General features: G+C 53.6%; 20 protein-coding genes. 9 read left to right on the top strand and 11 right to left on the bottom strand.

Annotated features, from left to right (window positions below; genetic code table 11):
- Positions 1 to 13: 13 nt before the first annotated feature.
- Positions 14 to 1,417 (top strand): nucleobase:cation symporter-2 family protein, encoded by a 1,404-nt coding sequence (locus BLU64_RS13375; RefSeq protein ID WP_026743675.1) that lies wholly within the window; start codon positions 14 to 16, stop codon positions 1,415 to 1,417.
- Positions 1,418 to 1,577: 160 nt separating this feature from the next.
- Positions 1,578 to 3,278, top strand: coding sequence for an AsmA family protein (locus tag BLU64_RS13370; protein ID WP_074729009.1), 1,701 nt, complete (start codon positions 1,578 to 1,580; stop codon positions 3,276 to 3,278).
- 100 nt (positions 3,279 to 3,378) lie between these two features.
- Here the strand turns inward: BLU64_RS13370 and fabY are convergent, their stop codons facing one another.
- From fabY to typA, 4 genes are all read right to left on the bottom strand, one after another.
- Complete coding sequence (gene fabY, locus BLU64_RS13365) at positions 3,379 to 4,320, bottom strand: fatty acid biosynthesis protein FabY (RefSeq protein WP_026743677.1); 942 nt, start codon at positions 4,318 to 4,320, stop codon at positions 3,379 to 3,381.
- Positions 4,321 to 4,355: 35 nt separating this feature from the next.
- The gene (gene dtd, locus BLU64_RS13360) at positions 4,356 to 4,793 is read right to left on the bottom strand and encodes a D-aminoacyl-tRNA deacylase (protein WP_026743678.1); all 438 of its coding nucleotides are present in this window, start codon (positions 4,791 to 4,793) and stop codon (positions 4,356 to 4,358) included.
- Between the two features lie 47 nt (positions 4,794 to 4,840).
- A complete protein-coding gene (yihX, locus tag BLU64_RS13355) occupies positions 4,841 to 5,452 on the bottom strand; it encodes a glucose-1-phosphatase (RefSeq protein ID WP_074729007.1) in 612 nt (203 codons plus the stop codon).
- Positions 5,453 to 5,657: 205 nt separating this feature from the next.
- Positions 5,658 to 7,481 carry a ribosome-dependent GTPase TypA gene (gene typA, locus BLU64_RS13350; RefSeq protein WP_074729005.1) on the bottom strand — a complete coding sequence of 608 codons (1,824 nt, stop codon included), beginning with the start codon at positions 7,479 to 7,481 and terminating at the stop codon, positions 5,658 to 5,660.
- 370 nt (positions 7,482 to 7,851) lie between these two features.
- Between typA and glnA the strand changes: the two genes are divergently transcribed.
- The 4 genes from glnA to BLU64_RS17270 all read left to right on the top strand — a co-directional run bounded on the left by glnA (position 7,852) and on the right by BLU64_RS17270 (position 12,205).
- On the top strand, positions 7,852 to 9,261 hold the full coding sequence (gene glnA, locus BLU64_RS13345; RefSeq protein ID WP_074729003.1) for a glutamate--ammonia ligase: 1,410 nt from the start codon (positions 7,852 to 7,854) through the stop codon (positions 9,259 to 9,261).
- A gap of 203 nt (positions 9,262 to 9,464) precedes the next feature.
- Positions 9,465 to 10,514 (top strand): nitrogen regulation protein NR(II), encoded by a 1,050-nt coding sequence (gene glnL / locus BLU64_RS13340; RefSeq protein WP_026743682.1) that lies wholly within the window; start codon positions 9,465 to 9,467, stop codon positions 10,512 to 10,514.
- An 8-nt stretch (positions 10,515 to 10,522) separates the two neighbouring features.
- Positions 10,523 to 11,935: a nitrogen regulation protein NR(I) gene (gene glnG, locus BLU64_RS13335; RefSeq protein WP_026743683.1), complete on the top strand. Its 1,413-nt coding sequence runs from the start codon at positions 10,523 to 10,525 to the stop codon at positions 11,933 to 11,935.
- A gap of 147 nt (positions 11,936 to 12,082) precedes the next feature.
- The gene (locus BLU64_RS17270; RefSeq protein WP_139171511.1) at positions 12,083 to 12,205 is read left to right on the top strand and encodes a YshB family small membrane protein; all 123 of its coding nucleotides are present in this window, start codon (positions 12,083 to 12,085) and stop codon (positions 12,203 to 12,205) included.
- Positions 12,206 to 12,293: 88 nt separating this feature from the next.
- Here BLU64_RS17270 and hemN read toward each other — a convergent pair whose 3' ends face one another.
- Together hemN and yihI are read right to left on the bottom strand one after the other, a co-directional pair.
- A complete protein-coding gene (gene hemN, locus BLU64_RS13330; RefSeq protein ID WP_074729001.1) occupies positions 12,294 to 13,667 on the bottom strand; it encodes an oxygen-independent coproporphyrinogen III oxidase in 1,374 nt (457 codons plus the stop codon).
- Positions 13,668 to 13,854: 187 nt separating this feature from the next.
- A complete protein-coding gene (yihI, locus tag BLU64_RS13325; protein ID WP_026743685.1) occupies positions 13,855 to 14,391 on the bottom strand; it encodes a Der GTPase-activating protein YihI in 537 nt (178 codons plus the stop codon).
- Between the two features lie 214 nt (positions 14,392 to 14,605).
- On the opposite strand from yihI, the gene yihA reads away from it, so the two are divergent.
- Positions 14,606 to 15,244, top strand: coding sequence for a ribosome biogenesis GTP-binding protein YihA/YsxC (yihA, locus tag BLU64_RS13320; protein ID WP_074728999.1), 639 nt, complete (start codon positions 14,606 to 14,608; stop codon positions 15,242 to 15,244).
- A gap of 113 nt (positions 15,245 to 15,357) precedes the next feature.
- On the opposite strand, the gene spfP is transcribed toward yihA, so the two are convergent.
- From spfP to BLU64_RS13300, 5 genes are all read right to left on the bottom strand, one after another.
- Positions 15,358 to 15,405, bottom strand: coding sequence for a small protein SpfP (spfP, locus tag BLU64_RS17950; protein ID WP_071892919.1), 48 nt, complete (start codon positions 15,403 to 15,405; stop codon positions 15,358 to 15,360).
- Between the two features lie 297 nt (positions 15,406 to 15,702).
- Positions 15,703 to 18,489: a DNA polymerase I gene (gene polA, locus BLU64_RS13315; protein ID WP_074729094.1), complete on the bottom strand. Its 2,787-nt coding sequence runs from the start codon at positions 18,487 to 18,489 to the stop codon at positions 15,703 to 15,705.
- Between the two features lie 366 nt (positions 18,490 to 18,855).
- On the bottom strand, positions 18,856 to 19,479 hold the full coding sequence (dsbA, locus tag BLU64_RS13310; RefSeq protein WP_074728997.1) for a thiol:disulfide interchange protein DsbA: 624 nt from the start codon (positions 19,477 to 19,479) through the stop codon (positions 18,856 to 18,858).
- Positions 19,480 to 19,501: 22 nt separating this feature from the next.
- Positions 19,502 to 20,488 carry a serine/threonine protein kinase gene (locus BLU64_RS13305; RefSeq protein ID WP_074728995.1) on the bottom strand — a complete coding sequence of 329 codons (987 nt, stop codon included), beginning with the start codon at positions 20,486 to 20,488 and terminating at the stop codon, positions 19,502 to 19,504.
- Positions 20,489 to 20,551: 63 nt separating this feature from the next.
- Complete coding sequence (locus BLU64_RS13300) at positions 20,552 to 20,821, bottom strand: YihD family protein (RefSeq protein ID WP_026743690.1); 270 nt, start codon at positions 20,819 to 20,821, stop codon at positions 20,552 to 20,554.
- Positions 20,822 to 20,935: 114 nt separating this feature from the next.
- Here BLU64_RS13300 and mobA point away from each other — a divergent pair, with 114 nt between their 5' ends.
- Both mobA and mobB read left to right on the top strand, forming a co-directional pair.
- Positions 20,936 to 21,514 (top strand): molybdenum cofactor guanylyltransferase MobA, encoded by a 579-nt coding sequence (gene mobA / locus BLU64_RS13295; RefSeq protein ID WP_026743691.1) that lies wholly within the window; start codon positions 20,936 to 20,938, stop codon positions 21,512 to 21,514.
- Complete coding sequence (gene mobB, locus BLU64_RS13290) at positions 21,507 to 22,031, top strand: molybdopterin-guanine dinucleotide biosynthesis protein MobB (RefSeq protein ID WP_026743692.1); 525 nt, start codon at positions 21,507 to 21,509, stop codon at positions 22,029 to 22,031. The genes mobA and mobB overlap by 8 nt, the downstream gene beginning before the upstream one ends.
- The last annotated feature ends 102 nt before the right edge of the window (positions 22,032 to 22,133 follow it).

The raw sequence follows: 22,133 nt of genomic DNA, 5'->3' as shown, positions 1-22,133 counted from the left end.
AGTGCCAACCGCCATGCGTATTCCCTCTGCCGAACCTTTGCGCCCGCAAGAACCCGCCGCTGCCCATCCACGCAGCGAACTCATCTACCGTCTTGAAGACCGCCCGCCGCTGCCGCAAACGCTGTTTGCCGCCGGTCAGCACCTGTTAGCCATGTTCGTCGCCGTTATCACGCCGGCGTTGCTGATCTGTCAGGCACTCGGACTCCCCGCGCAGGATACGCAACACATCATCAGCATGTCGCTGTTTGCGTCCGGTCTGGCCTCCATACTGCAAATCAAAACCTGGGGGCCAGTTGGCTCCGGGCTGCTGTCGATTCAGGGCACCAGCTTTAACTTCGTGACGCCGCTGATTATGGGCGGGTTGGCGTTGAAAAACGGCGGCGCAGATGTGCCTACCATGATGGCCGCGCTGTTCGGCACACTGATGGTCGCCTCTTGCACCGAGATCCTGCTCTCCCGCGTTCTTCATCTGGCCCGCAGGATTATTACTCCGCTGGTATCCGGCGTGGTGGTCATGATTATTGGTCTGTCGCTAATTCAGGTTGGGCTGACTTCGATCGGCGGCGGGTTTGCGGCTCTGAACGATCATTCGTTCGGTGCGCCCAAAAATCTGCTGCTGGCAGGCGTGGTCCTGTTGGTAATCATCCTGCTTAATCGCCAGCGTAATCCCTATCTGCGCGTCGCCTCGCTGGTGATCGCCATGGCCGTCGGGTATCTGGCGGCGTGGCTGATGGGAATGCTGCCAAAGGAGATGTCCAGCACAGCACAGTCGGCCATCATGGTGCCGACGCCGTTGTATTACGGTCTGGGCTTCGACTGGAGCCTACTCGTACCACTGATGCTGGTGTTTATGGTGACGTCGCTGGAAACAATCGGCGATATCACGGCGACCTCCGATGTCTCTGAACAGCCGGTACGCGGACCACTGTACATGAAACGCCTGAAAGGCGGCGTACTGGCCAACGGCCTAAACTCCATGCTTTCAGCGGTATTCAACACCTTTCCCAACTCCTGCTTCGGTCAGAACAACGGCGTGATCCAATTGACCGGCGTCGCCAGCCGCCATGTCGGTTTCGTCGTCGCGCTGATGCTGATTGTCCTGGGGCTTTTTCCGGCGGTCAGCGGCTTCGTTCAGCATATTCCTGAACCGGTGCTGGGCGGCGCGACCATCGTGATGTTCGGTACAATCGCCGCCTCAGGCGTACGCATCGTGTCTCGCGAACCGCTAAACCGCCGGGCGATCATGATTATCGCCCTCTCGCTGGCCGTGGGTCTGGGCGTAGCTCAGCAGCCGCTGATCTTGCAGTTCGCGCCTGACTGGCTGAAAACCCTTCTGTCTTCCGGCATCGCCGCAGGCGGGATCACCGCCATCGTCTTAAATCTCGTGTTCCCGCAAGAGAAGGCAGAAATAGAATAGGGAGCCTGCTTCCAGATATTTCGTATTTACCGTGCTAATCATGGCTCCATGATGCAACATCGTGCCCTGATTCTTGTCAGGCGTATGATTACCGACTTGAGCCGCTGCCCACATTGCGGCATAACTCTTCTATCCTCGACGACAGGCACGGACTGATACGATGAAATTGATCGGGAAGCTACTCATCTCACTGCTGTTACTGACCCTTCTGGCTCTGGTAGCGCTTTATATCGCGCTGCAGACCCAATGGGGAGCCAACGAGGTCAGCCGTTGGGTTAGTCAACATACCGAATACCGACTCGCGCTGAAAAAAGTGTCTCATAGCTGGACGTCGCCCAGCATCTTCCAGCTCAATGAGGTCTCTTTCGGCCATCAAAATCAGCCGCCAACGTTGGTCGCCAAACAGGTCTCCGTTGGACTTAGCCTGCGCCAAATCACTATGCCTTCTCATTTGGCGAGCCTGTGGCTGGAGGGGGGTACGCTCAACCTAAATCAAACCGGTTACGCCCTGCCTCTTCAGGCTGACGTGTTGCAGTTAAAAGATATGGCGCTACAGGCGCAGGATGGCGACTGGCGGCTAAACGGGCAGCAGGTCAACGGCGGTATCACGCCGTGGGAGCCGCAGCCCGGTAATTTGCTGGGGAATCATGCGCGCTTCCAGCTCAGCGCCCGCTCGCTGACGCTGAACGATATTCCCGCCAGTCAGGTGTTGGTGGAAGGCGCCTTAGAGAATCGGCGCCTGACGCTGAGCAACTTTGGCGCCAATGTCGCCCGGGGAGAACTGACCGGCAGCGCGCAGCGTGCGGACGATGGCGGTTGGCAGATTAATCGGCTCAGACTGAGTAACGTAAGGCTGCAAACCTCACGTTCCCTCTCTGATTTCTGGCGGCCCGTCGCAGCGCTGCCCGCCGTCAGCGTCGACCGTTTTGACCTGATAGACGCACGCATTGAGGGACCCGGTTGGGCCGCCAGCGATCTTGACGCCACACTACAGCATGTCACCTTCCGACAGGATAACTGGCAAAGTGAGGACGGCTCGCTCTCGTTCAACGCGACCGACCTCATTAACGGCGACATGCATCTGATCGACCCGATCATCAATCTGGACCTGTCCTCGCAAGGGATTGCCATTCGCCAGTTCTCGACCCGTTGGGAGAGAGGGCTGCTGCGAGCCAGCGGCAACTGGCTGCGCAGCGACCACCGGCTGACGCTGGATGAACTGGTTATCGCGGGAATGGAATACACCCTGCCGGGGGACTGGCGTCAACGCTGGCAACAAGCGTTGCCTTCGTGGCTGGAAGAGATATCCGTCAAAAAATTTACCGCCAACCGCAACCTGCTGATCGATATCAATCCGGACTTCCCGTTCCAGGTGACCGCACTTGACGGCTATGGCAGCGACCTGCTGCTAGCGCGTCAGCATCAGTGGGGAATTTGGCAAGGCTCGCTGAACCTGAACGCCAGCGATGCCACGTTCAATAAAGTGGATATTCGGCGTCCGTCTCTGGCGTTGACGGCCAACAACGATCGGATCACGTTTACCGACCTCAGCGCCTTCACGCAGGGGGGACTGTTGGAAGCAAAAGCGAGTATTAATCAAACCCCCGCACGTGAATTCACGCTGGATATGAATGGTAAATCGACGTCATTCGACACGTTGTTGCACTGGGGCTGGCCAACGCCGACACGCATGCCGTCGGGGAATCTCAACTTTCAGCTGCGGCTGAACGGTAAGATGGCGTATGCCACGCCGCTGACCCCCTCTTTGAATGGCATTTTGCAGGGGACGGACAGCGCAGGCCAACCGCTCCAACAGCAGTTGCATCAAGGCGTCTTACAGGAAGGGATGCCGACGCCCTAGGCCGGACGGGATGATACCAAGAACAAGGCCGGACTCATCATCCGGCCTTCCGTTATCCATGTGAAGCCATTCCCGCAGCCATCTCTATCTGCGCCTTATGTCAGTCGTGCGATAGACCAGCTGGCTCCAGAGGATCATCCTGCGTCGGAGGCAAGACCATATACACGCCTTCGAATAACGCCCCTTTTCGACCTTCACCGAACAATTCGACGTTCAGATGAACCCTCGCCCGACGGCCACGCGCCAACTTGTCCAGATCGCCGCTCAGCGACCCAAGATTGGCGACCGCACTGGGACGACCAATAATCGGCGAGCTATAACGAATATGGGCATCCGCCAGGACAATGGTGCCCCCCAGTTGACGCTCCCGCAGCAAGAGCCAAATAAGCCCCCAGCCGGTTAGGGTCGCCAGCGAAAACAGGCTGCCGGCGAAGATGGTGTGATGGGGGTTTTGATTGACGGCTTCCGGCATCGTGGTGATAAATTTCTTGCCGGTGTACTGGCTGATGCGCACACCCATCTTTTCGCTCAGCGGAATATGATCGTGCCAAGCCTGCTGCAGCTGACCGCACCAGTCTGGGCGATGCAAAATATCATCCAGCGTCGCCACCGGTTTGATCATCAGGAAATGTCGAATGGGCGTAGTCTGCGGCGTCGTGACCTCGCCCTGATCCACAAACCCTAATTTGCCGAAAAACGCCTTCGCCTCTTCGCGGGCGCTGCACACCACGCGCTTGGCCCCCTCCTGGCGCGCCACCGACTCCAGCGCCATCGCCAGCAAAGTGCCCAACCCTTTACTTCTCACGGCAGGGTGAACTGCCAGAAAACGGATAGAGGCTTCATTATCGGCATTAATGTAGAGTCGCCCGACTGCCACTAGTCGCCCTTGCTCATCAACCACGGTCTGATGATGCGCCAGCAAATCATAAGCGTCGCGCTCAGATCCCATTGGCTGTCGCAACGGCTTACGCAACATCTCCCAGCGGAACTGATAGTAGGCTTCCAGCTCTTCAGCGCTTTCCGGCACTCTCAAGTGATACATACACAGCCTCAGTTAACCAAGAGAAGCGATCCGTTTTATGCCTGTAGCCAGAAGGTCACCGGCCCGTCATTGACGAGTTCAACCTTCATATCGGCGGCAAAACGGCCGGTTTCCGTGACAACGCCCCGTTCCCGGCATTGACCGATAAAGTATTGATACAACCGATCCGCCTCGGCAGGTGCCGCTCCGCGGGAAAAGCTGGGACGCATCCCCTTTTGTGTGTCGGCCGCCAGTGTAAACTGCGACACCACCAGCAGGCTGCCGCCGGCCTGACTCACGTTAAGGTTCATCTTGCCCTGCTCATCACCAAAAATTCGGTACCCGATCACCCGTTCGCATAACCGCGCGGCGTTTTTTTCGTCATCGCCCTGCTCAACGCCCAGCAATACCAGCAATCCCGCATCAATTTTCGCAATAATTTCGTTGTCCACGGTGACGCTGGCGCTGGAGACGCGCTGAATTAACCCAATCATAAAAACGTTGCTGCTCCTGTCTGATGCCGAATCGAAACTGCCTGGCGCTATTCATTCACCACGGCGGACTGAGAAGAAAAGAAGTCCGTCAGAACCTGACGATCGTTGACCTGAATAGCATGGATGCCCAACGCGGATGCAGCGGTGACGTTGTCCGCATTATCATCGAAGAAGATGGCATCCTCGGCCCGGCAGCCTTCCTGCTGCAGCACATACTCGTAGATTGCCGCATCCGGTTTGCGCATACCCAGCTCCTGAGATAAATACAGTCGGTCGGCGGCCTGTTCTATTTCGGGATAGAGCGTAGACCACTGCTGATGATGCAGTCGGTTGGTATTGGACAACACCACAACCCGCTGACCGTCTCGCCGCAATTGCTTCATGATATCCAGCGCTTCAGGACGCACCCCGATAAAGATGGATTCCCAGCCCGCGGCAAATTGCTCAAAGCTGAGGGCAATCCCCATTTCGTGGCACAACTGAGCAGCAAATGCCTCATCATCGATCTCGCCGCGCTCGTGCTGTTCGAATGCATGCCCCATAACGAAGCGTTCGCTCAGGCTAGCCAGGGGGATACCGCTCAGGTTGCTCCATACTCCCAACACCCGTCTAAAATCGATATCAATGACGACATTCCCCAAATCAAAGATATACAACATAGGTCCTCCTGATGAGTCGGTAGGCTTTCACTGTAACGGTAAAAGGGAGAACTGAACAGAGAAGATCGGAGGCCGAATACACCGTCAGCAGGTGTGGGCTCACGCTGTGTCATGAGGGTAACTGAATGAAATTGAATTAAAAAAGCCAGTCAGCTTTCGCTGGCTGGCTTTTTCTAAAACGAGACCGTCGTTACAGAAAAGGCGCTTACCCTTCTTTGCTCGAGCGACCCGCGCGGCGGCGGTCGTTTTCAGTCAGGTGACGTTTACGCAGACGGACAGACGTCGGCGTAACTTCGACTAGTTCGTCGTCATCGATAAATTCCAGAGCCTGCTCCAGAGTCATCTTGACCGGTGGTACTAGTGTCGTCGCTTCGTCCGTACCCGATGCACGCATGTTGGTCAGTTTCTTACCGGTCAAACAGTTCACGGTCAAGTCGTTGGAGCGTGAATGGATACCGATGATCTGGCCTTCATAAACTTCGGCACCGTGTCCCAGGAACAATTTACCGCGGTCCTGCAGGCCATACAGGGCAAACGCGACCGCTTTACCCTGACCGTTGGAGATCAGTACGCCGTTCTGACGCTGACCGATCTCGCCCGGACGCACGTCGTCGTAGTGACTGAACGTGGAGTACAGCAGACCCGTACCCGACGTCATGGTCATGAACTCGGTACGGAAACCGATCAGACCGCGGCTTGGGATAACGTAGTCGAGACGAATACGGCCCTTGCCATCTGGAACCATGTCTTTGACGTCGCCTTTACGCTCACCCATCGCCTGCATGACGGAGCCCTGATGCTGTTCTTCGATATCCAGCGTCACGTTTTCGAACGGTTCTTGGTTGCGACCGTCGATCACGCGGTTGATAACTTTCGGACGCGAAACGGCCATTTCGAAGCCTTCACGACGCATGTTTTCAATCAGGACAGACAGGTGAAGCTCACCACGACCGGATACGCGGAAAGCATCCGCATCATCAGTCTCTTCAACGCGCAGTGCAACGTTGTGGATCAGCTCTTTGTTCAGACGTTCAAGGATCTGACGCGACGTCACAAACTTCCCTTCTTTACCGCAGAAAGGAGACGTGTTGACGCAGAAGAACATGGTTACGGTCGGTTCGTCGACGCTCAGCGCAGGCAGCGCTTCGACGTTCGCCGGATCGCAGATGGTATCGGAAATGTTCAGCTCGCCCAGACCGGTGATAGCGATGATGTCACCCGCTTCCGCCAGCGTGGATTCGATACGCTCCAGACCCATGTGGCCCAGGACTTTACCGACTTTACCGTTGCGGGTTTTGCCTTCGCTGTCGATGATAGTGACCTGCTGGTTAGGCTTAACCATGCCGCGCTTAATACGGCCGATACCGATAACACCCACGTAGTTGTTGTAGTCCAGCTGGGAGATCTGCATCTGCAGCGGGCCGTCACGGTCAACTTTCGGCGCGTCGACGTGTTCGACGATCGCTTCAAACAGCGGCGTCATGTCGCTGGCCATATCGGAGTGATCCAGACCAGCAATACCGTTCAACGCGGAAGCGTAAACGATCGGGAAGTCCAACTGCTCATCAGTGGCATCCAGGTTTACAAACAGGTCGAACACCTGATCGACAACCCAGTCAGGGCGTGCGCCCGGACGGTCAACTTTGTTGATGACCACGATCGGCTTCAGACCATTGGCAAAGGCTTTTTTGGTCACGAAACGGGTCTGCGGCATCGGGCCATCCATTGCATCAACGACCAGTAGCACCGAGTCGACCATCGACATAACACGTTCTACCTCACCGCCGAAGTCGGCGTGTCCTGGGGTATCAACGATGTTGATGCGATAGTCTTTCCAATTGATGGCGGTATTTTTAGCGAGGATGGTGATCCCGCGCTCTTTCTCCAAATCGTTGGAGTCCATAACACGTTCGGTGGCTTCACTACGTTCATCGAACGTACCGGACTGTTGTAGCAGCTTGTCGACCAGGGTGGTTTTCCCATGGTCAACGTGCGCAATAATAGCGATGTTACGCAAATTTTCGATCACAGCTTTGCCTCAGGCATTTAGAAATAGCGCGCTATTGTACACGGATTAATCGAGGGACTAAACAGGATCACAAACATCTCTTGCAAACAACCTCACATTGAGGGGTTGTAATCCCTTTCACGGTGCAATTTCGCAGCAAACACATTGATAAGCACCAATATGGTGCTAACAATGCAAAATAAAGCACTATTTTGGTGCAGATTACTATATTGGTGCAGTCCAAGACCACTTAGGAAACCAGAGAATGGGCTTTCAGGCACAAATACTAAAGTTGGCACAGATTTAGCTATAGTCTACGTACGGTCACAACAACATTCCACAACGATATTCGTTCCACGACGATAATTGATATAACCCGGGAGAACCAAGTATGTCAGTTGAACACGTTTTGACGCTGCTGAAAGAACATGAGGTGAAATTCGTCGACCTTCGTTTCACCGATACTAAAGGTAAAGAGCAGCACGTCACGATCCCTTCCCATCAGGTAGATGCAGATTTTTTCGAAGACGGCAAAATGTTCGATGGTTCTTCTATCGGCGGATGGAAAGGCATCAACGAATCAGACATGGTGTTAATGCCTGACGTCACGACCGCCATTCTCGACCCGTTCTACGAAGAGTCTACGCTGATCATCCGTTGTGACATCCTCGAACCAGGCACGATGCAGGGCTACGATCGCGATCCGCGCTCCATCGCCAAACGCGCAGAAGATTTTCTGAGTTCTTCCGGTATCGCGGATACCGTACTGTTCGGGCCAGAACCCGAGTTTTTCCTGTTTGATGACGTTCGCTTCGGCAGCAGCATCTCCGGCTCCCATGTCACTATCGACGATATCGAAGGCGCCTGGAACTCCAGCAAAGAATATGAAGGCGGCAACAAAGGCCACCGTCCGTCCGTCAAAGGCGGCTACTTCCCGGTTCCCCCGGTCGACTCTTCTCAGGACATCCGTTCCACCATGTGTTTGACCATGGAGCAGATGGGGCTGGTGGTTGAGGCGCATCACCACGAAGTAGCGACAGCAGGTCAGAACGAAGTAGCCACCCGCTTCAACACCATGACCAAGAAAGCCGACGAAATTCAGATTTACAAATACGTTGTCCACAACGTCGCACATGCTTTCGGTAAAACAGCAACGTTCATGCCGAAACCGATGTTCGGCGACAACGGCTCCGGTATGCACTGCCACATGTCTCTGTCCAAAGACGGCGTGAATCTGTTCTCCGGCGATAAATACGGCGGTCTGTCCGAAATGGCGCTGTACTACATCGGCGGCGTGATCAAACATGCGAAAGCCATCAACGCCCTGACCAACCCGGCGACCAACTCGTACAAACGACTGGTTCCAGGCTATGAAGCACCGGTCATGCTGGCTTACTCCGCGCGTAACCGTTCTGCATCCATCCGTATTCCGGTGGTCGCTAGCCCGAAAGCGCGTCGTATCGAAGTTCGATTCCCGGATCCGGCAGCCAACCCGTACCTGGCTTTCACCGCACTGCTGATGGCTGGCCTGGACGGAATCATCAACAAGATCCACCCTGGCGATGCCATGGATAAGAACTTGTACGATCTGCCGCCGGAAGAAGCGAGTGAAATCCCGACCGTAGCAGGGTCACTGGAAGAAGCGCTGAATGCGTTGAACGAAGACCGTGAGTTCCTGACCCGCGGCGGCGTATTCACCGAAGACTCTATCGATGCTTACATTGAACTGCGTCGTGCGGAAAACGACCGCGTACGTATGACTCCGCACCCGGTCGAGTTCGAACTGTACTACAGCGTGTAATTATTCGTGCAACGACGGCAGCCCGAATAATAACGATGTTGAAGCTGCCGTCGCCGACAAAATTTCTAGTTTATTTTGTTGCCGTGGAAACTTTTCAGCCCATCTTCGGATGGGCTTTTTTCTCCGCGCGACATCGTACGTTTGCTAAGCGATATTTATCAATCCAGAATGTGACGCACTAAAAAAGTGCAGGAGTCTGCGTTATGGCAACAGGCACGCTGCCCGATGCTGGGCAGATCCTCAATTCATTAATTAATAGCATCTTATTGCTAGATAAAAATCTGGCGATCCATTATTCCAACCCAGCGGCGCAACAACTGCTGGCGCAAAGCTCGCGAAAGCTGTCGGGTACGCCATTGCCTGAACTGCTCGGCTATTTTTCGCTCAATATTGACCTGATGTTGGACAGCCTTAACTCCGGACAGGGATTTACCGATAACGAAGTCACCATCGTGGTGGATGGCAGAGCCCATATCATGTCGCTGACGGCACAGCGTATTCAGAATGATTATATTCTGATGGAAATGGCGCCGATGGATAACCAGCGCAAACTCAGTCAGGAGCAGTTGCAACACGCTCAGCAGCTGGCGGCGCGAGATCTGGTTCGCGGCCTTGCTCATGAGATTAAAAACCCGCTGGGAGGCCTGCGCGGCGCGGCGCAACTATTATCCAAAGCGCTGCCCGACCCATCGCTGACGGAATATACCAAAGTCATTATCGAACAGGCGGATCGCCTGCGTAATCTGGTTGATCGCTTGTTAGGACCGCAACAGCCCGGGCTGCACGTCACGCAAAGTATCCATCAGGTCGCGGAGCGCATCTTCCAGCTAGTTTCGCTGGAAAAGGCCAATAACGTCACGCTGGTCAGAGATTACGATCCCAGCTTGCCGGAACTGATGCACGACCCGGATCAAATTGAACAGGTCTTGCTGAACATCACCCGCAATGCTTTGCAGGCGTTGGGAGAAGAAGGCGGCTCCATCACGATCCGTACCCGTACCGCTTTCCAGTTGACGCTGCACGGCGTGCGCTATCGTTTAGTGGCCCGTATCGACATTGCAGACGATGGTCCGGGCGTCCCCGCCCATTTGCAAGATACCCTGTTTTATCCGATGGTTAGCGGACGTGAAGGGGGCACCGGACTAGGGCTGTCGATCGCCCGTAATCTTATCGATCAACACTCCGGTAAAATTGAATTTAACAGTTGGCCAGGTCACACCGAATTTTCGGTCTATCTGCCCATCCGCCAGTGAGGTCCATGATGCAACGAGGGATAGTCTGGATTGTCGACGACGATAGCTCCATCCGCTGGGTGCTCGAACGCGCGCTCACAGGAGCCGGCTTAACCTGCGCAACGTTTGATAACGGAAATCAAGCATTAAACGCATTATCTACGCAAACCCCGGACGTATTGCTTTCCGATATTCGTATGCCGGGAATGGATGGGCTGGCTTTGCTGCAACAGATTAAACAGCGCCACCCCATGCTACCGGTCATTATCATGACAGCGCACTCCGATTTAGATGCGGCCGTCAGCGCCTATCAGCAGGGTGCCTTCGATTATCTGCCCAAACCGTTCGATATTGATGAGGCGGTGGCGCTGGTCGAACGCGCCATCAGCCACTATATGGAACAGCAACAACCGGTTCGTAATCAGCCCATCAGCGGGCCGACGACGGATATCATCGGGGAAGCGCCCGCGATGCAGGATGTTTTCCGGATCATTGGCCGTCTTTCACGCTCCTCCATCAGCGTCTTGATCAACGGGGAGTCCGGCACAGGTAAAGAGCTGGTCGCGCATGCGTTGCATCGCCACAGCCCTCGCGCCAAAGCGCCCTTCATTGCGCTGAACATGGCCGCAATCCCTAAGGATTTGATCGAGTCAGAGCTATTCGGTCATGAAAAAGGCGCCTTCACCGGTGCAAATCAGATCCGTCAGGGGCGTTTCGAGCAGGCCGATGGCGGCACGCTGTTTCTGGATGAAATCGGCGACATGCCGTTGGACGTGCAGACGCGACTGCTGCGTGTGCTGGCCGATGGGCAGTTCTACCGCGTAGGCGGTTATGCGGCGGTCAAAGTCGATGTCCGGATTATTGCGGCGACCCATCAGAATCTGGAGCTGCGAGTACAGGAAGGAAAATTTCGCGAAGATTTGTTCCACCGTCTGAACGTGATTCGCGTACATCTCCCCCCGCTGCGAGAGCGCCGAGAAGATATTCCACGTCTTGCACGCTACTTCCTACAAGCCACCGCCAAGGAGCTGGGTGTCGAACCGAAGAACCTGCACCCAGAGACGGAAGCGGCGCTCACGCGTCTGCCATGGCCCGGCAACGTCCGCCAGTTGGAAAATACTTGCCGCTGGTTGACCGTCATGGCCGCGGGTCAGGAAGTACTGATCCAGGACTTACCACCAGAGCTGTTTGAAACCACCGCGCCTGACGCCACGGTACATGTTCAGCCAGACAGTTGGGCGACCCTGCTGGCGCAATGGGCTGACCGGGCGCTACGTTCCGGTCATCAAAACCTGTTGGCGGAAGCCCAGCCAGAGATGGAAAGAACGTTGCTGACGACTGCGTTGCGTCATACCCAGGGGCATAAACAGGAAGCAGCTCGCTTGTTGGGCTGGGGGCGTAATACGCTCACGCGCAAACTGAAAGAATTAGGGATGGAGTAGTCCCATGACCACTCGTCTTACCGGCTTTCATAGCCTGTCAGTGGAGCGGAAAAGAGACATCTCAGCGCAGAGATTATTGCCGCAAGTTTATACTTTACATGATCATCACTAGCAGTATGATCGCTGCGCAGACAGGAGAATGTAACCATGTTGGAATCACTTTTTTCGGCGTTGTCACACGGCGCTGAAATGGGCAATGCGGTGGGACACTCCCCGCAGACAGCCATCGCAGCCGTTTTGTGTGCCGCCTTGATTAACTTTTTTAGCTGAACCCGGAACCCACATAGCGTTGTGGATTTACGCTGGCAGGAAAGATAGAAACAGCCGCATTGCGGCTGTTTCTATTTCTATCAAAAGTTCAAATCACCCGTGAGAACTGGCGACTTCGCATCTTACTGCGCAGGTAGATGTCGAAACACATGCAAATATTACGGATCAGCAAGCGTCCTTTTGGCGTCACCACCAGCTCCCGCGACGTCACCTCGATCAGACCATCTGCCACCATCGGCTTCAGCAATATCAGATCCTCAGAGAAATAATTCTCGAAATCAATCTGATATTCGGCTTCTATCGCAGAATAGCTCAGCCGAAAATTGCAGATCAGCGTTTTAATGACGTCCCGGCGGAGGCAATCATCTCGCGTCAATTTCACACCCCGCCACAGCGCATTGCCCTGGGTCTGGACTTGTGTGTCGTAGTCCTTCAAGACCTTCTGATTCTGAGCATAACTATCACCGATCATACTAATCGCGGAGACGCCCAACCCCAGCAAATCGGTCTCGCCCTGTGTCGTATAACCCTGAAAATTACGATGCAGCTTCCCTTCGCGCTGAGCCACCGCCAGCTCATCGTCGGGACGCGCAAAATGGTCCATACCGATGAACTGGTAGCCCGAGGCGGTCAGGTCATGAATGGTCTGCTGTAAAATATCCAGTTTCTGCTCGGCGCCAGGCAAATCCGCTTCCTTAATTTTCCGCTGCGCGGCAAATAACGTCGGAAGATGGGCGTAGTTGAACACGCTCAATCGGTGCGGACCCAGCTCGGCTACGCGTTGTAGCGTATAGGCGAAACTCTCCGGCGTCTGTTTCGGCAGACCGTAAATCAAATCGATATTGGTTGAGGTGAACCCGAGCGCCTTGGCCCGTTCGATCAGGGCAAAGATGAAGGCTTCGTCTTGCTCACGATTAACCAATCGCTGAACCTCTTTATTGAAGTCCTGTACCCCCATGCTCAGGCGATTGAACCCTTCCTGATGCAAGTGATCAACAATATCCAACTCGATTTCGCGCGGGTCTATCTCCAGCGACATTTCAGCATGCGCATCAAACGTAAACTGCTCGCGCAAAAGCGCCATTAACCGGGTAATCTGACTTGCATTCAGAAACGTCGGGGTTCCGCCGCCCCAATGCATCTGGGTAACGGTACGTCCGGCGAACAGGGGCGCTCGCTGACGAATTTCCTGCTCAAGGACATCCAGATACTCGTCCGCCTTGTGCAGCTGACGCGTCACCAGCTTGTTGCACCCGCAGAAATAGCACAGACGATGGCAAAACGGGATGTGAATATACAGGGAAAGCGGTCGCTCGGGGTAAAGAGCGGCCGCTTGCAGAAAAGCGGATTCATCGTAGTTTTCGGTGAATTCCAGCGCGGTAGGGTAAGACGTATAGCGGGGACCGGAATAGTTATACTTTTGTATCAGCTCCAGATCCCAATCGATGCTCGTTCCAGACATATTGCTGCTTACTCCTTGCGGTATCGTTTATTGCCTGACCGTCTCTGCGGTATTGGCTGCTGTCGGGAAGACAGGCTGCGTCGCAGCAATCGCGTCTTCCTGTTCGACAGACACCACAGTTTAGCCAACAGACTCAGCAAAAAACACATAACCAGCAAGGTTAATATCAGAAACAGCCCTTTTAACATCAATAACCGTCTTTGGGGTTATTGCGCTTAAGCAACTGCAGCATATCTTCCTGAGGTTCTTCTTCGTCGTCGTCGTCATCGCCCAGCTCAATGCCCAGCAATTCCATCAGCGCATCGATGCGGTCGAGCTTCTCATCAACCCAGGACTGGTCTTTCACTGAAAGCGTTTCCCCTTTCTCCAGCAGATCCAGCAGCTCATCCAGGCGCGGATCGTTTTCCAGCATTTCCAGCTCAACTTCTGGGGATAACGTGACTTTTTTCTCCCGTTCAGGCTCAGGAATTGATGAAACCTGAGCGGCGTCAGCCGGGATCAGCGGGATCTTTTTCTTGCTGCCGATGCGGGGATCGACCACTTTTTCCAGTCCGGAAGACGTCTTGTTATCGTTTCCACCCTGTGCGCGACTTCCCGCAGCCAGTCCACGACGTTTTTTCTGACGCTTGCGTGCACGAGCTTCGGTATCCAATTCTTCACGGGTTTTTCTTTTGATTTTAGGTTTGGCGGCCTTACCGCCCGGCCGTTTGAATGGCTGTTTCATGGCATCGCTCTCAGATTATTAAGAATGTAGGGAATTGCGGCGGAATCTAGCAGAAAGCGTACGAATAAAAAAGCACCCAACTTCACGGAAGAGGCTTTTATTTTTTCACAATATTACGCTGACGTCGTCAAAGTGACGATACAGATAAAGACCACAGCCACGGCAAGTTACAGGTATAATCGCTGAGTAACTATTAATCCAGACAGAGACGAAGATTGTGACCCATCAATACAACTACCAGGTGACCCATTTCGTTACCAGTGCCCCGGACATTCGCCATTTGCCCGCAGATAGCGGTATTGAAGTCGCCTTTGCTGGACGTTCGAACGCCGGAAAGTCCAGCGCGCTCAATACGCTAACCAATCAAAAAAGCCTGGCCAGAACCAGTAAAACCCCTGGCCGCACCCAGCTCATCAACCTGTTTGAGGTGGTCGACGGCGTACGACTGGTGGACTTGCCCGGCTACGGCTACGCGGAAGTGCCGGAAGAAATGAAGCGAAAATGGCAGCGCGCCTTAGGCGAATACCTGCAAAAACGTCAGTGCCTGCAAGGATTAGTGGTGCTGATGGACATCCGCCATCCGCTGAAGGACCTCGACCAGCAGATGCTGGAATGGGCAGTGGCTGCGGAACTGCCGGTGCTCGTATTGCTGACTAAAGCGGATAAGCTGGCTCAGGGCGCGCGCAAAGCGCAACTGAATAGGGTGCGAGAAGCCATACTGCCGCTGATGGGCGATATTCAGGTGGAAACCTTCTCGTCTCTGAAAAAGAGCGGCGTGGATAAGCTGCGCGAAAAACTGGACAGCTGGTTTAACGGCACCCCCTTCGAAGACTTCCCCGAACAGGGCGAATAATGCCCTAACTTCATGGGGTTAATTCCCCTTCGAAATTGATGCCCATCGCGATCAGAATTTCAGTCCCCAATAAAAAACGCCCCGCTCAGAAAACTGAGCGGGGCGGCTAATATTCAGCCAAATCCGATTACGTGAAGTAAAAGGTCTGAAAGATAGAACATCTTACCTCTGTACCCTACGGAAATAACTCTACCCTATTTTTTTACGGCTACAAAGATTTTTTTGTTGTTTACTTTCACGCATTGCATAAAGCATCGCCATAAAGGGACACATCGCCGCATGATCCTGTAGCTTAATTACAAAAAGGGCCATTTTCTGATGAAGTGGACTCAAGTTTGTCAAGTTACAGGCTAGATAACATGATGAATTACGGGCGTTAAGTGTGTAGATTCTGCCTGCTCCAGGTCATACAAGGGGCAGGCAGGATAGGACGGTTTTCGGCAAGAAAAGGGCGTGAATTAGTGTGCTTGATCCCAGTTAATACCGGTTCCCACGTCGACACGCAACGGCACATCCAGCGTCATGCATCCTTCCATTAACGCTTTAATTTTCGCCTTGGATTGTTCCAGCACGGAATCATGGACTTCAAAGACCAATTCATCGTGCACCTGCATAATCATGGTCACCAGCGGTTCATCCTGTTGCTGCAACCAGCCGTCGATGGCGATCATCGCTTTCTTGATGATATCCGCCGCCGTCCCCTGCATCGGCGCGTTGATCGCCGCACGTTCCGCCGCCTTACGGCTCATGGCATTTCGCGCGTTGATCTCCGGCAGATAAAGGCGGCGACCATCCAACGTGGAAACATAACCGTGCTCGGCCGCCTGCTCACGGGTACGCTCCATATACTCCTGCACGCCAGGATAACGCTCGAAATAAAGATTCATGTATTTCTGAGATTCATTGCGCGGAATATTGAGCTGCCGAGACAAACCGAATGCGCTCATACCGTAGATGAGGCCAAAGTTGATCGCTTTGGCGCTGCGTCGCTGCTCAGACGTCACCTTATCCAAAGGTGAACCGAAGACTTCCGCCGCCGTAGCGCGGTGAATATCCAATCCCTCGGAGAAAGCTCGCAGCAGTCCGGCATCTCGAGAAAGATGAGCCATAATGCGCAGTTCGATTTGTGAATAATCCGCCGCAACGATGCTGTAGCCTTCGCGAGCGATAAACGCCTGCCGGATACGCCGCCCTTCCTCATTACGCACCGGTATGTTTTGCAGGTTGGGATCGCTGGAAGACAACCGACCGGTCGCCGTCACCGCCTGGTGGTAGGAAGTATGAACCCTTCCCGTCAGCGGATTGATCATCAACGGCAGTTTATCCGTATAGGTGGATTTCAGCTTCGCCAAGCCGCGATACTCCAGAATCAGCTTCGGCAACGGATAGTCCAACGCCAGTTCCGCCAGCACTTCTTCGTTAGTGGACGGCGCCCCTTTTGGGGTTTTCTTCCTGACAGGGAGCTGCAGCTTTTCATACAGAATGTGCTGCAACTGCTTGGTAGAGGAGAGGTTGAAAGGCTCGCCAGCCAGTTCATGCACTTCAACTTCAAGCTCCGCCAACCGCGTCGTCAACTCCTTGGAGTGCTCGGCGAGAATGCCAGCGTCGATCAGCACGCCGTTGCGTTCCATGCGCGACAGAATTGGCACCAGCGGCATATCGATATTGTCGAAAACGTTTCTTAGCTCAGGCTCTTTTTCCAGCTTTTCCCAAAGCTTCTGGTGCAAATGTAGCGTGACATCGGCATCTTCCGCCGCATACACCGCCGCCTGCTCCAGTGGGATCTGATTGAAGGTAAGCTGATTTTTGCCTTTACCGGCAATTTCTTCAAATGAGATGGTTTTATGCTGTAGGTAGCGTGATGCCATGCTGTCCATATCGTGGCGGCCGCCCACACTGTCCAGCACGTAAGATTCCAGCATGGTGTCGAATGCCATACCTTGCAGTTCAATGTTGTACCGGGCCAGCACGCCGCGATCATATTTCAGATTTTGACCGACTTTCAGTACGGCAGGATCTTCCAGCAGCGGCTTAAGCAGTTCCAGCGCTCTTTCGCACGTCATCTGCGCCGGGGCATCCAGATAGTCGTGGCCCAGTGGCAGATAGGCGGCCTCACCCGGCTTATCGGAAAACGAGACACCGACCAGATTAGCGCTCAACGTATCCAGACTGTCGGTTTCAGTATCGAAGGCAAACACGTCGGCCGACTTCAGACGATTAATCCACGTCTCAAGCGTCTTTTCATCCAGGATGGTGACGTAGCCTTCCTGCGATAGCGCGCTCTCAACCGCAGGCGCGCTTTTTTCTTCCACCGCGGGTTTGCTTTTTGCCGCGACCGGACTCTTTTTACCCGACAACCAGGCTCCTGATTCCAACTCAACCTGCCAACGCCGGAACTCGTAGTGCCTGAACAACTCACTCAGCTCGTCCACTTGCGGCTCGGTAACCGCCAGCTGCTCGCAGCTCAGCTCCAGTTCAACATCGGTTTTGATCGTAGCCAGCTGATAAGAGAGGTAAGCCACCTCTTTGTGCTGTTCCAGTTTAGCCGCCATCGTTTTAGCGCCGCGGAATGAAAGATCGGCGATTTTATCCAGATTGGCGTACAGCGTATCCAAACCGCCCAATCCCTGTAGCAGCGCCTGTGCCGTTTTCTCTCCAATGCCCGGCACGCCGGGAATATTATCGGAGGCGTCGCCCATCAGCGCGAGGAAGTCGATGATCAGCTCCGGTGGAATACCATATTTATCGCATACCTCCTGAGGACCCAGGATAGCGTTGTTCATTGTGTTGATAAGGGTGACGTTCGGCGTCACCAGCTGCGCCATATCTTTATCACCGGTGCTGATCAGAACCGGCGTCGAGTTCAATTCCGCCTGTTGAGCCAGCGTGCCGATGACGTCGTCCGCTTCCACGCCGGAGACCGCTAACAGCGGCAGGCCCATCGCTCTGACCATTTTATGCAACGGCTCGATTTGAGCGCGCAGATCTTCCGGCATCGGAGGTCGGTGAGATTTGTAATGTTCAAACAGCTCATCGCGGAAGGTTTTTCCTTTTGCATCAAACACAACCGCAACATGGCTAGGATGATATTGAAGCAACAGGCTGCGCAGCATGTTTAGCACGCCGTACATCGCTCCGGTAGGTTCGCCCGCACTGTTAGTCAGCGGAGGAAAAGCGTGATAGGCACGGTACAAGTAAGAGGAACCGTCGACGAGAATTAAAGGGTTGTCTGCTATTTGAGCCATAATCTGTTTCAATTGTTATTTCCAGCCATCATATAAGCATGCCATAGGTTGGCAGGAAGAGACGAATAATAACGCGTAAATACGGCAACGCTTTCGTGACGTATCGCAGAAATTCTGTGGATAAGTTTGTGTATAGAAATACTTAAATAATTAACAGGAGAATAAATGCTGACGGGAGTAATTAAATTATTAAGCAAAATCAGTTAACTGAAATAAAAAAACGTGTTCACTTGTTGTTAACGGGAAACATAAGATTTGTGGATACCTATGGCAATGAAATTCACTTTCACCCGGTTATTTTCCCTGAAAGATTCCCTTTTGAAAAACTCACGCCACGCGGCTGTCACCGCATGGCGTCGCGTTAAATTACTTTTTAGAAATCAGGAATTTCACTACATCAGCATATTGCTGGACGTAAGCGTCCATTGAGCTGGTATCAAGACCGTCATTCTTAACCATATATTTGCCGTTTACAAACAGGGATGGAACACCGCGCAGCTGCAAGTCCGCCGCCGCTTTTTCTTGCTGTACTACCAGTGATTTTACAACGAAGCTGTTGAGAGCGCTGTCGTAGTCTTCGCCTTTCACGCCTGCGGAGATAAAGACGTTGCGAATATCTTCCGGTTTCTGAATCGTTTGAGTTTTCTGTACCGCATCAAACATCAGCGGGCTAATTTTATCCTCAACCCCCAGAGCAATAGCGACAGCCCACGCTTCCGTCAGGTTTTTTCCCAAAGGTCCCAGGAAGTCCACGTGATACTTCACCATTTTGGTGCCAGCCGGCAACGCTTTCTGTATCGCGTCAGGAATGTGATAAATCTGGGAAAACTGATAGCAGTGCGGGCAGTAGAAAGAGAAAAACTCCAGCACCTGCGGCTCCTGCGTTGCGGGCTTATCCAGCGTGACAAACTGTTTCCCCTCGCTGAAATCAGCCGCGGAGGCACTGAACGCCATGATGACACCAATCAGTGTTAGCCATACTTTCTTCATATCACTCTTTTCTCCGTTAACTTTAGTACATCGGCGTCAGCTGCAAAGGCGGTTCCTGCAACAGCTTAACCTGCTCGACAAAGGTGGAGGCTTGTTTCGCCCAGAAATCGGCATCCTGCATCCAGGGAAAACTCCTTGGAAACGCAGGATCTTGCCAACGTCGGGCAACCCAGGCCAGATAATGAATCATTCTCATCGCCCGCAGCGGTTCGATGAGCGCCAGTTCCTTCTCTTCGAAAGAAGAAAACTCGCTGTAAGCGTCCAACAGAATATCCAGCTGGATTCGTTGCTCGCGTCGCTCGCCATGCAAAAGCATCCACAAATCCTGAATGGCGGGGCCGTTACGTGCATCATCCAGATCGACGAACAAGGGGCCGTCACGCCACAGAATGTTGCCGGGGTGGCAATCTCCATGCAGGCGGGCCGACGCCCAATCGTCATGCCAGCAGCGCTCCACTTCCTGAATCAGGCGATCGGTCGCGTTCTGGACGGTTTCCCGCAGCGAGGCGGGTATCAAAGCGCATCGTGACAGCTCAACATATGGCTCATACAGATACTCCTGTAGGCCGATAGTCGGCCGGGCATCGAAATCCCGTTTACGACCGGTTTGATGAATGCGCCCCAAATAACGACCGACGCCTTCCAGCTGATCATCGTTATCCATTTCATACTGCCTTCCCCCTACGCTCGGAAAGACGGTAAAGAAAAAGCCGTCATGCTCATGCAAGGTCTCTCCCTGCAACGCCAAAGGCGCGACGACCGGCACTTCATCCTGCGCCAGTTCAGCGGCAAACTGATGCTCTTCAACGATTTGATCCTTGCTCCAACGCTGTGGACGATAAAATTTGACCACGTAACGCCGACGATCTTCATCACTGAGTTGGTATACCCGGTTTTCGTAGCTATTAAGCGCGATTAATCCGGAGTCTACGCGTACGCCCGCCGACCATAACGCATCCATAATGACGTCTGGCGAGAGCGTGTGAAAATTGAAAACAGCATCATGCATTGCGTTTAACGTTCCTGTTGCAAAAGACGTACGCGCGCATCGGGGCGGAAAACGCGCTTTTCATTAATCTTTGATGACGCCACGGGCCCGCAGAAGCGCCGTTTTGAAGTCAACTTCATAATCTTTCTGCAACCCTGGGATCGGTTGCTCTTGGTCGGAACCACGCATTTTTAAATGGTAGATAAGGATATCATCTGTCAGATCGCCAAGCGCACCCTCAAACCCAGCTTCCTTTGCAAGTTTTTGTAAAAATTCCATCAAATTCAAATCGGGCTCCTGCTGCCAGGCCGGATGCAACAGTTCAACTAACTCATTCACGCGATGACATTTCATGATCGGTTCTCCATACTCAGCTTAAATAGTCATGTACTTAGTATGAGGAAAGCGCTTGGCATTACGCCATCGTTTTCCCTCAATCGGCATCATTTATTTTCAGGTCAAACAATTATGATCATGGGAATCATTCTGGCTGGCGGACAATCCTTACGGATGGAGGGCCACGATAAAGGCCTCCTTCTGTTGAAGGGCATACCACTGTATCAGCACGTTTTAACACGGCTGGAGAGCCAGGTGGATAGCGTACTGATCAATGCCAACCGCCATCATGAACGTTATCGGCAAAGCGGGTATCCGGTGATCGGTGATATTAACCGCCAGTTTGCGGGACCTTTAGCGGGGATATATACCGGGTTGGTCACCATGAAGACCGAATGGGCACTCTTTGTTCCTTGCGATGTGCCGGCGTTACCGTTGAATCTCGTCTCTCGCTTACAACATCATATTGGGCATCACCCCGCCGCCTATGCCACCGATGGCGAACGCCACCATCCTACATTGCTTCTCATCAATAAAAGCCAAACTCAGGCGCTCGAGGCATTTCTGTCCAGGGGCGATCGCAAACTGATGCTATTTCTCGATCACATTGATGCTAAACCCGTCTCTTTCAGCGACCAGCCTCAGGCATTTCGTAATCTGAATACGCCCGAAGAACTGGCTGATTGGCTAGAGGGCCGAAAACATGACTAGTCCCGTGCCGCTTCTGGCGATTGCCGCATACAGTGGTACAGGAAAAACGACGCTGTTAACGCAGTTAATCCCCTTGCTCAAAGCATTCGGCATCCGCGTCGGCATGATCAAACATACGCACCACGATATGGATATCGATACGCCGGGGAAAGATAGCTATCGTCTCCGTAAAGCGGGTGCGGAGCAGACGCTGGTCGCCAGCGCCAATCGCTGGGCATTGATGACGGAAACGCCTGCACAGTCGCAACCCGATCTTGCGTGGCTGACTAGCAGAATGGATCGCACAAAGCTCGATCTGGTGCTGGTCGAAGGTTTTCGCCACGAGAAGATCCCCAAAATCGTCCTTTACCGTCAGGAAACCGGTCATGACGTGGCTACGTTGATCGATGACGACACACTGGCCATCGCCAGCGATGTGCCAGTGGATGTCTCCGTCCCTCAACTCGATCTCAATCACCCTCCCGCCATTGCCGAGTTTATCCGCCGCTGGCTTGATGCCCGGCAGTCTTTTCTGTGATGGTTAGATCCACACGTCTTCTCGTCATTCCGAGGGGCAGCTGATGTCAATCCGGATCGGGCTGCGCCCGGTGAAAGATGGGGGTAAACAGGCCTCATAAGG

The organism is Lonsdalea quercina (assembly GCF_900107885.1).
In the GTDB taxonomy this organism is placed as follows: domain Bacteria; phylum Pseudomonadota; class Gammaproteobacteria; order Enterobacterales; family Enterobacteriaceae; genus Lonsdalea; species Lonsdalea quercina.
The sequence above is the reverse complement of the archived record's forward strand: the minus strand, read 5'-3'. Positions and strand labels throughout refer to the sequence as shown.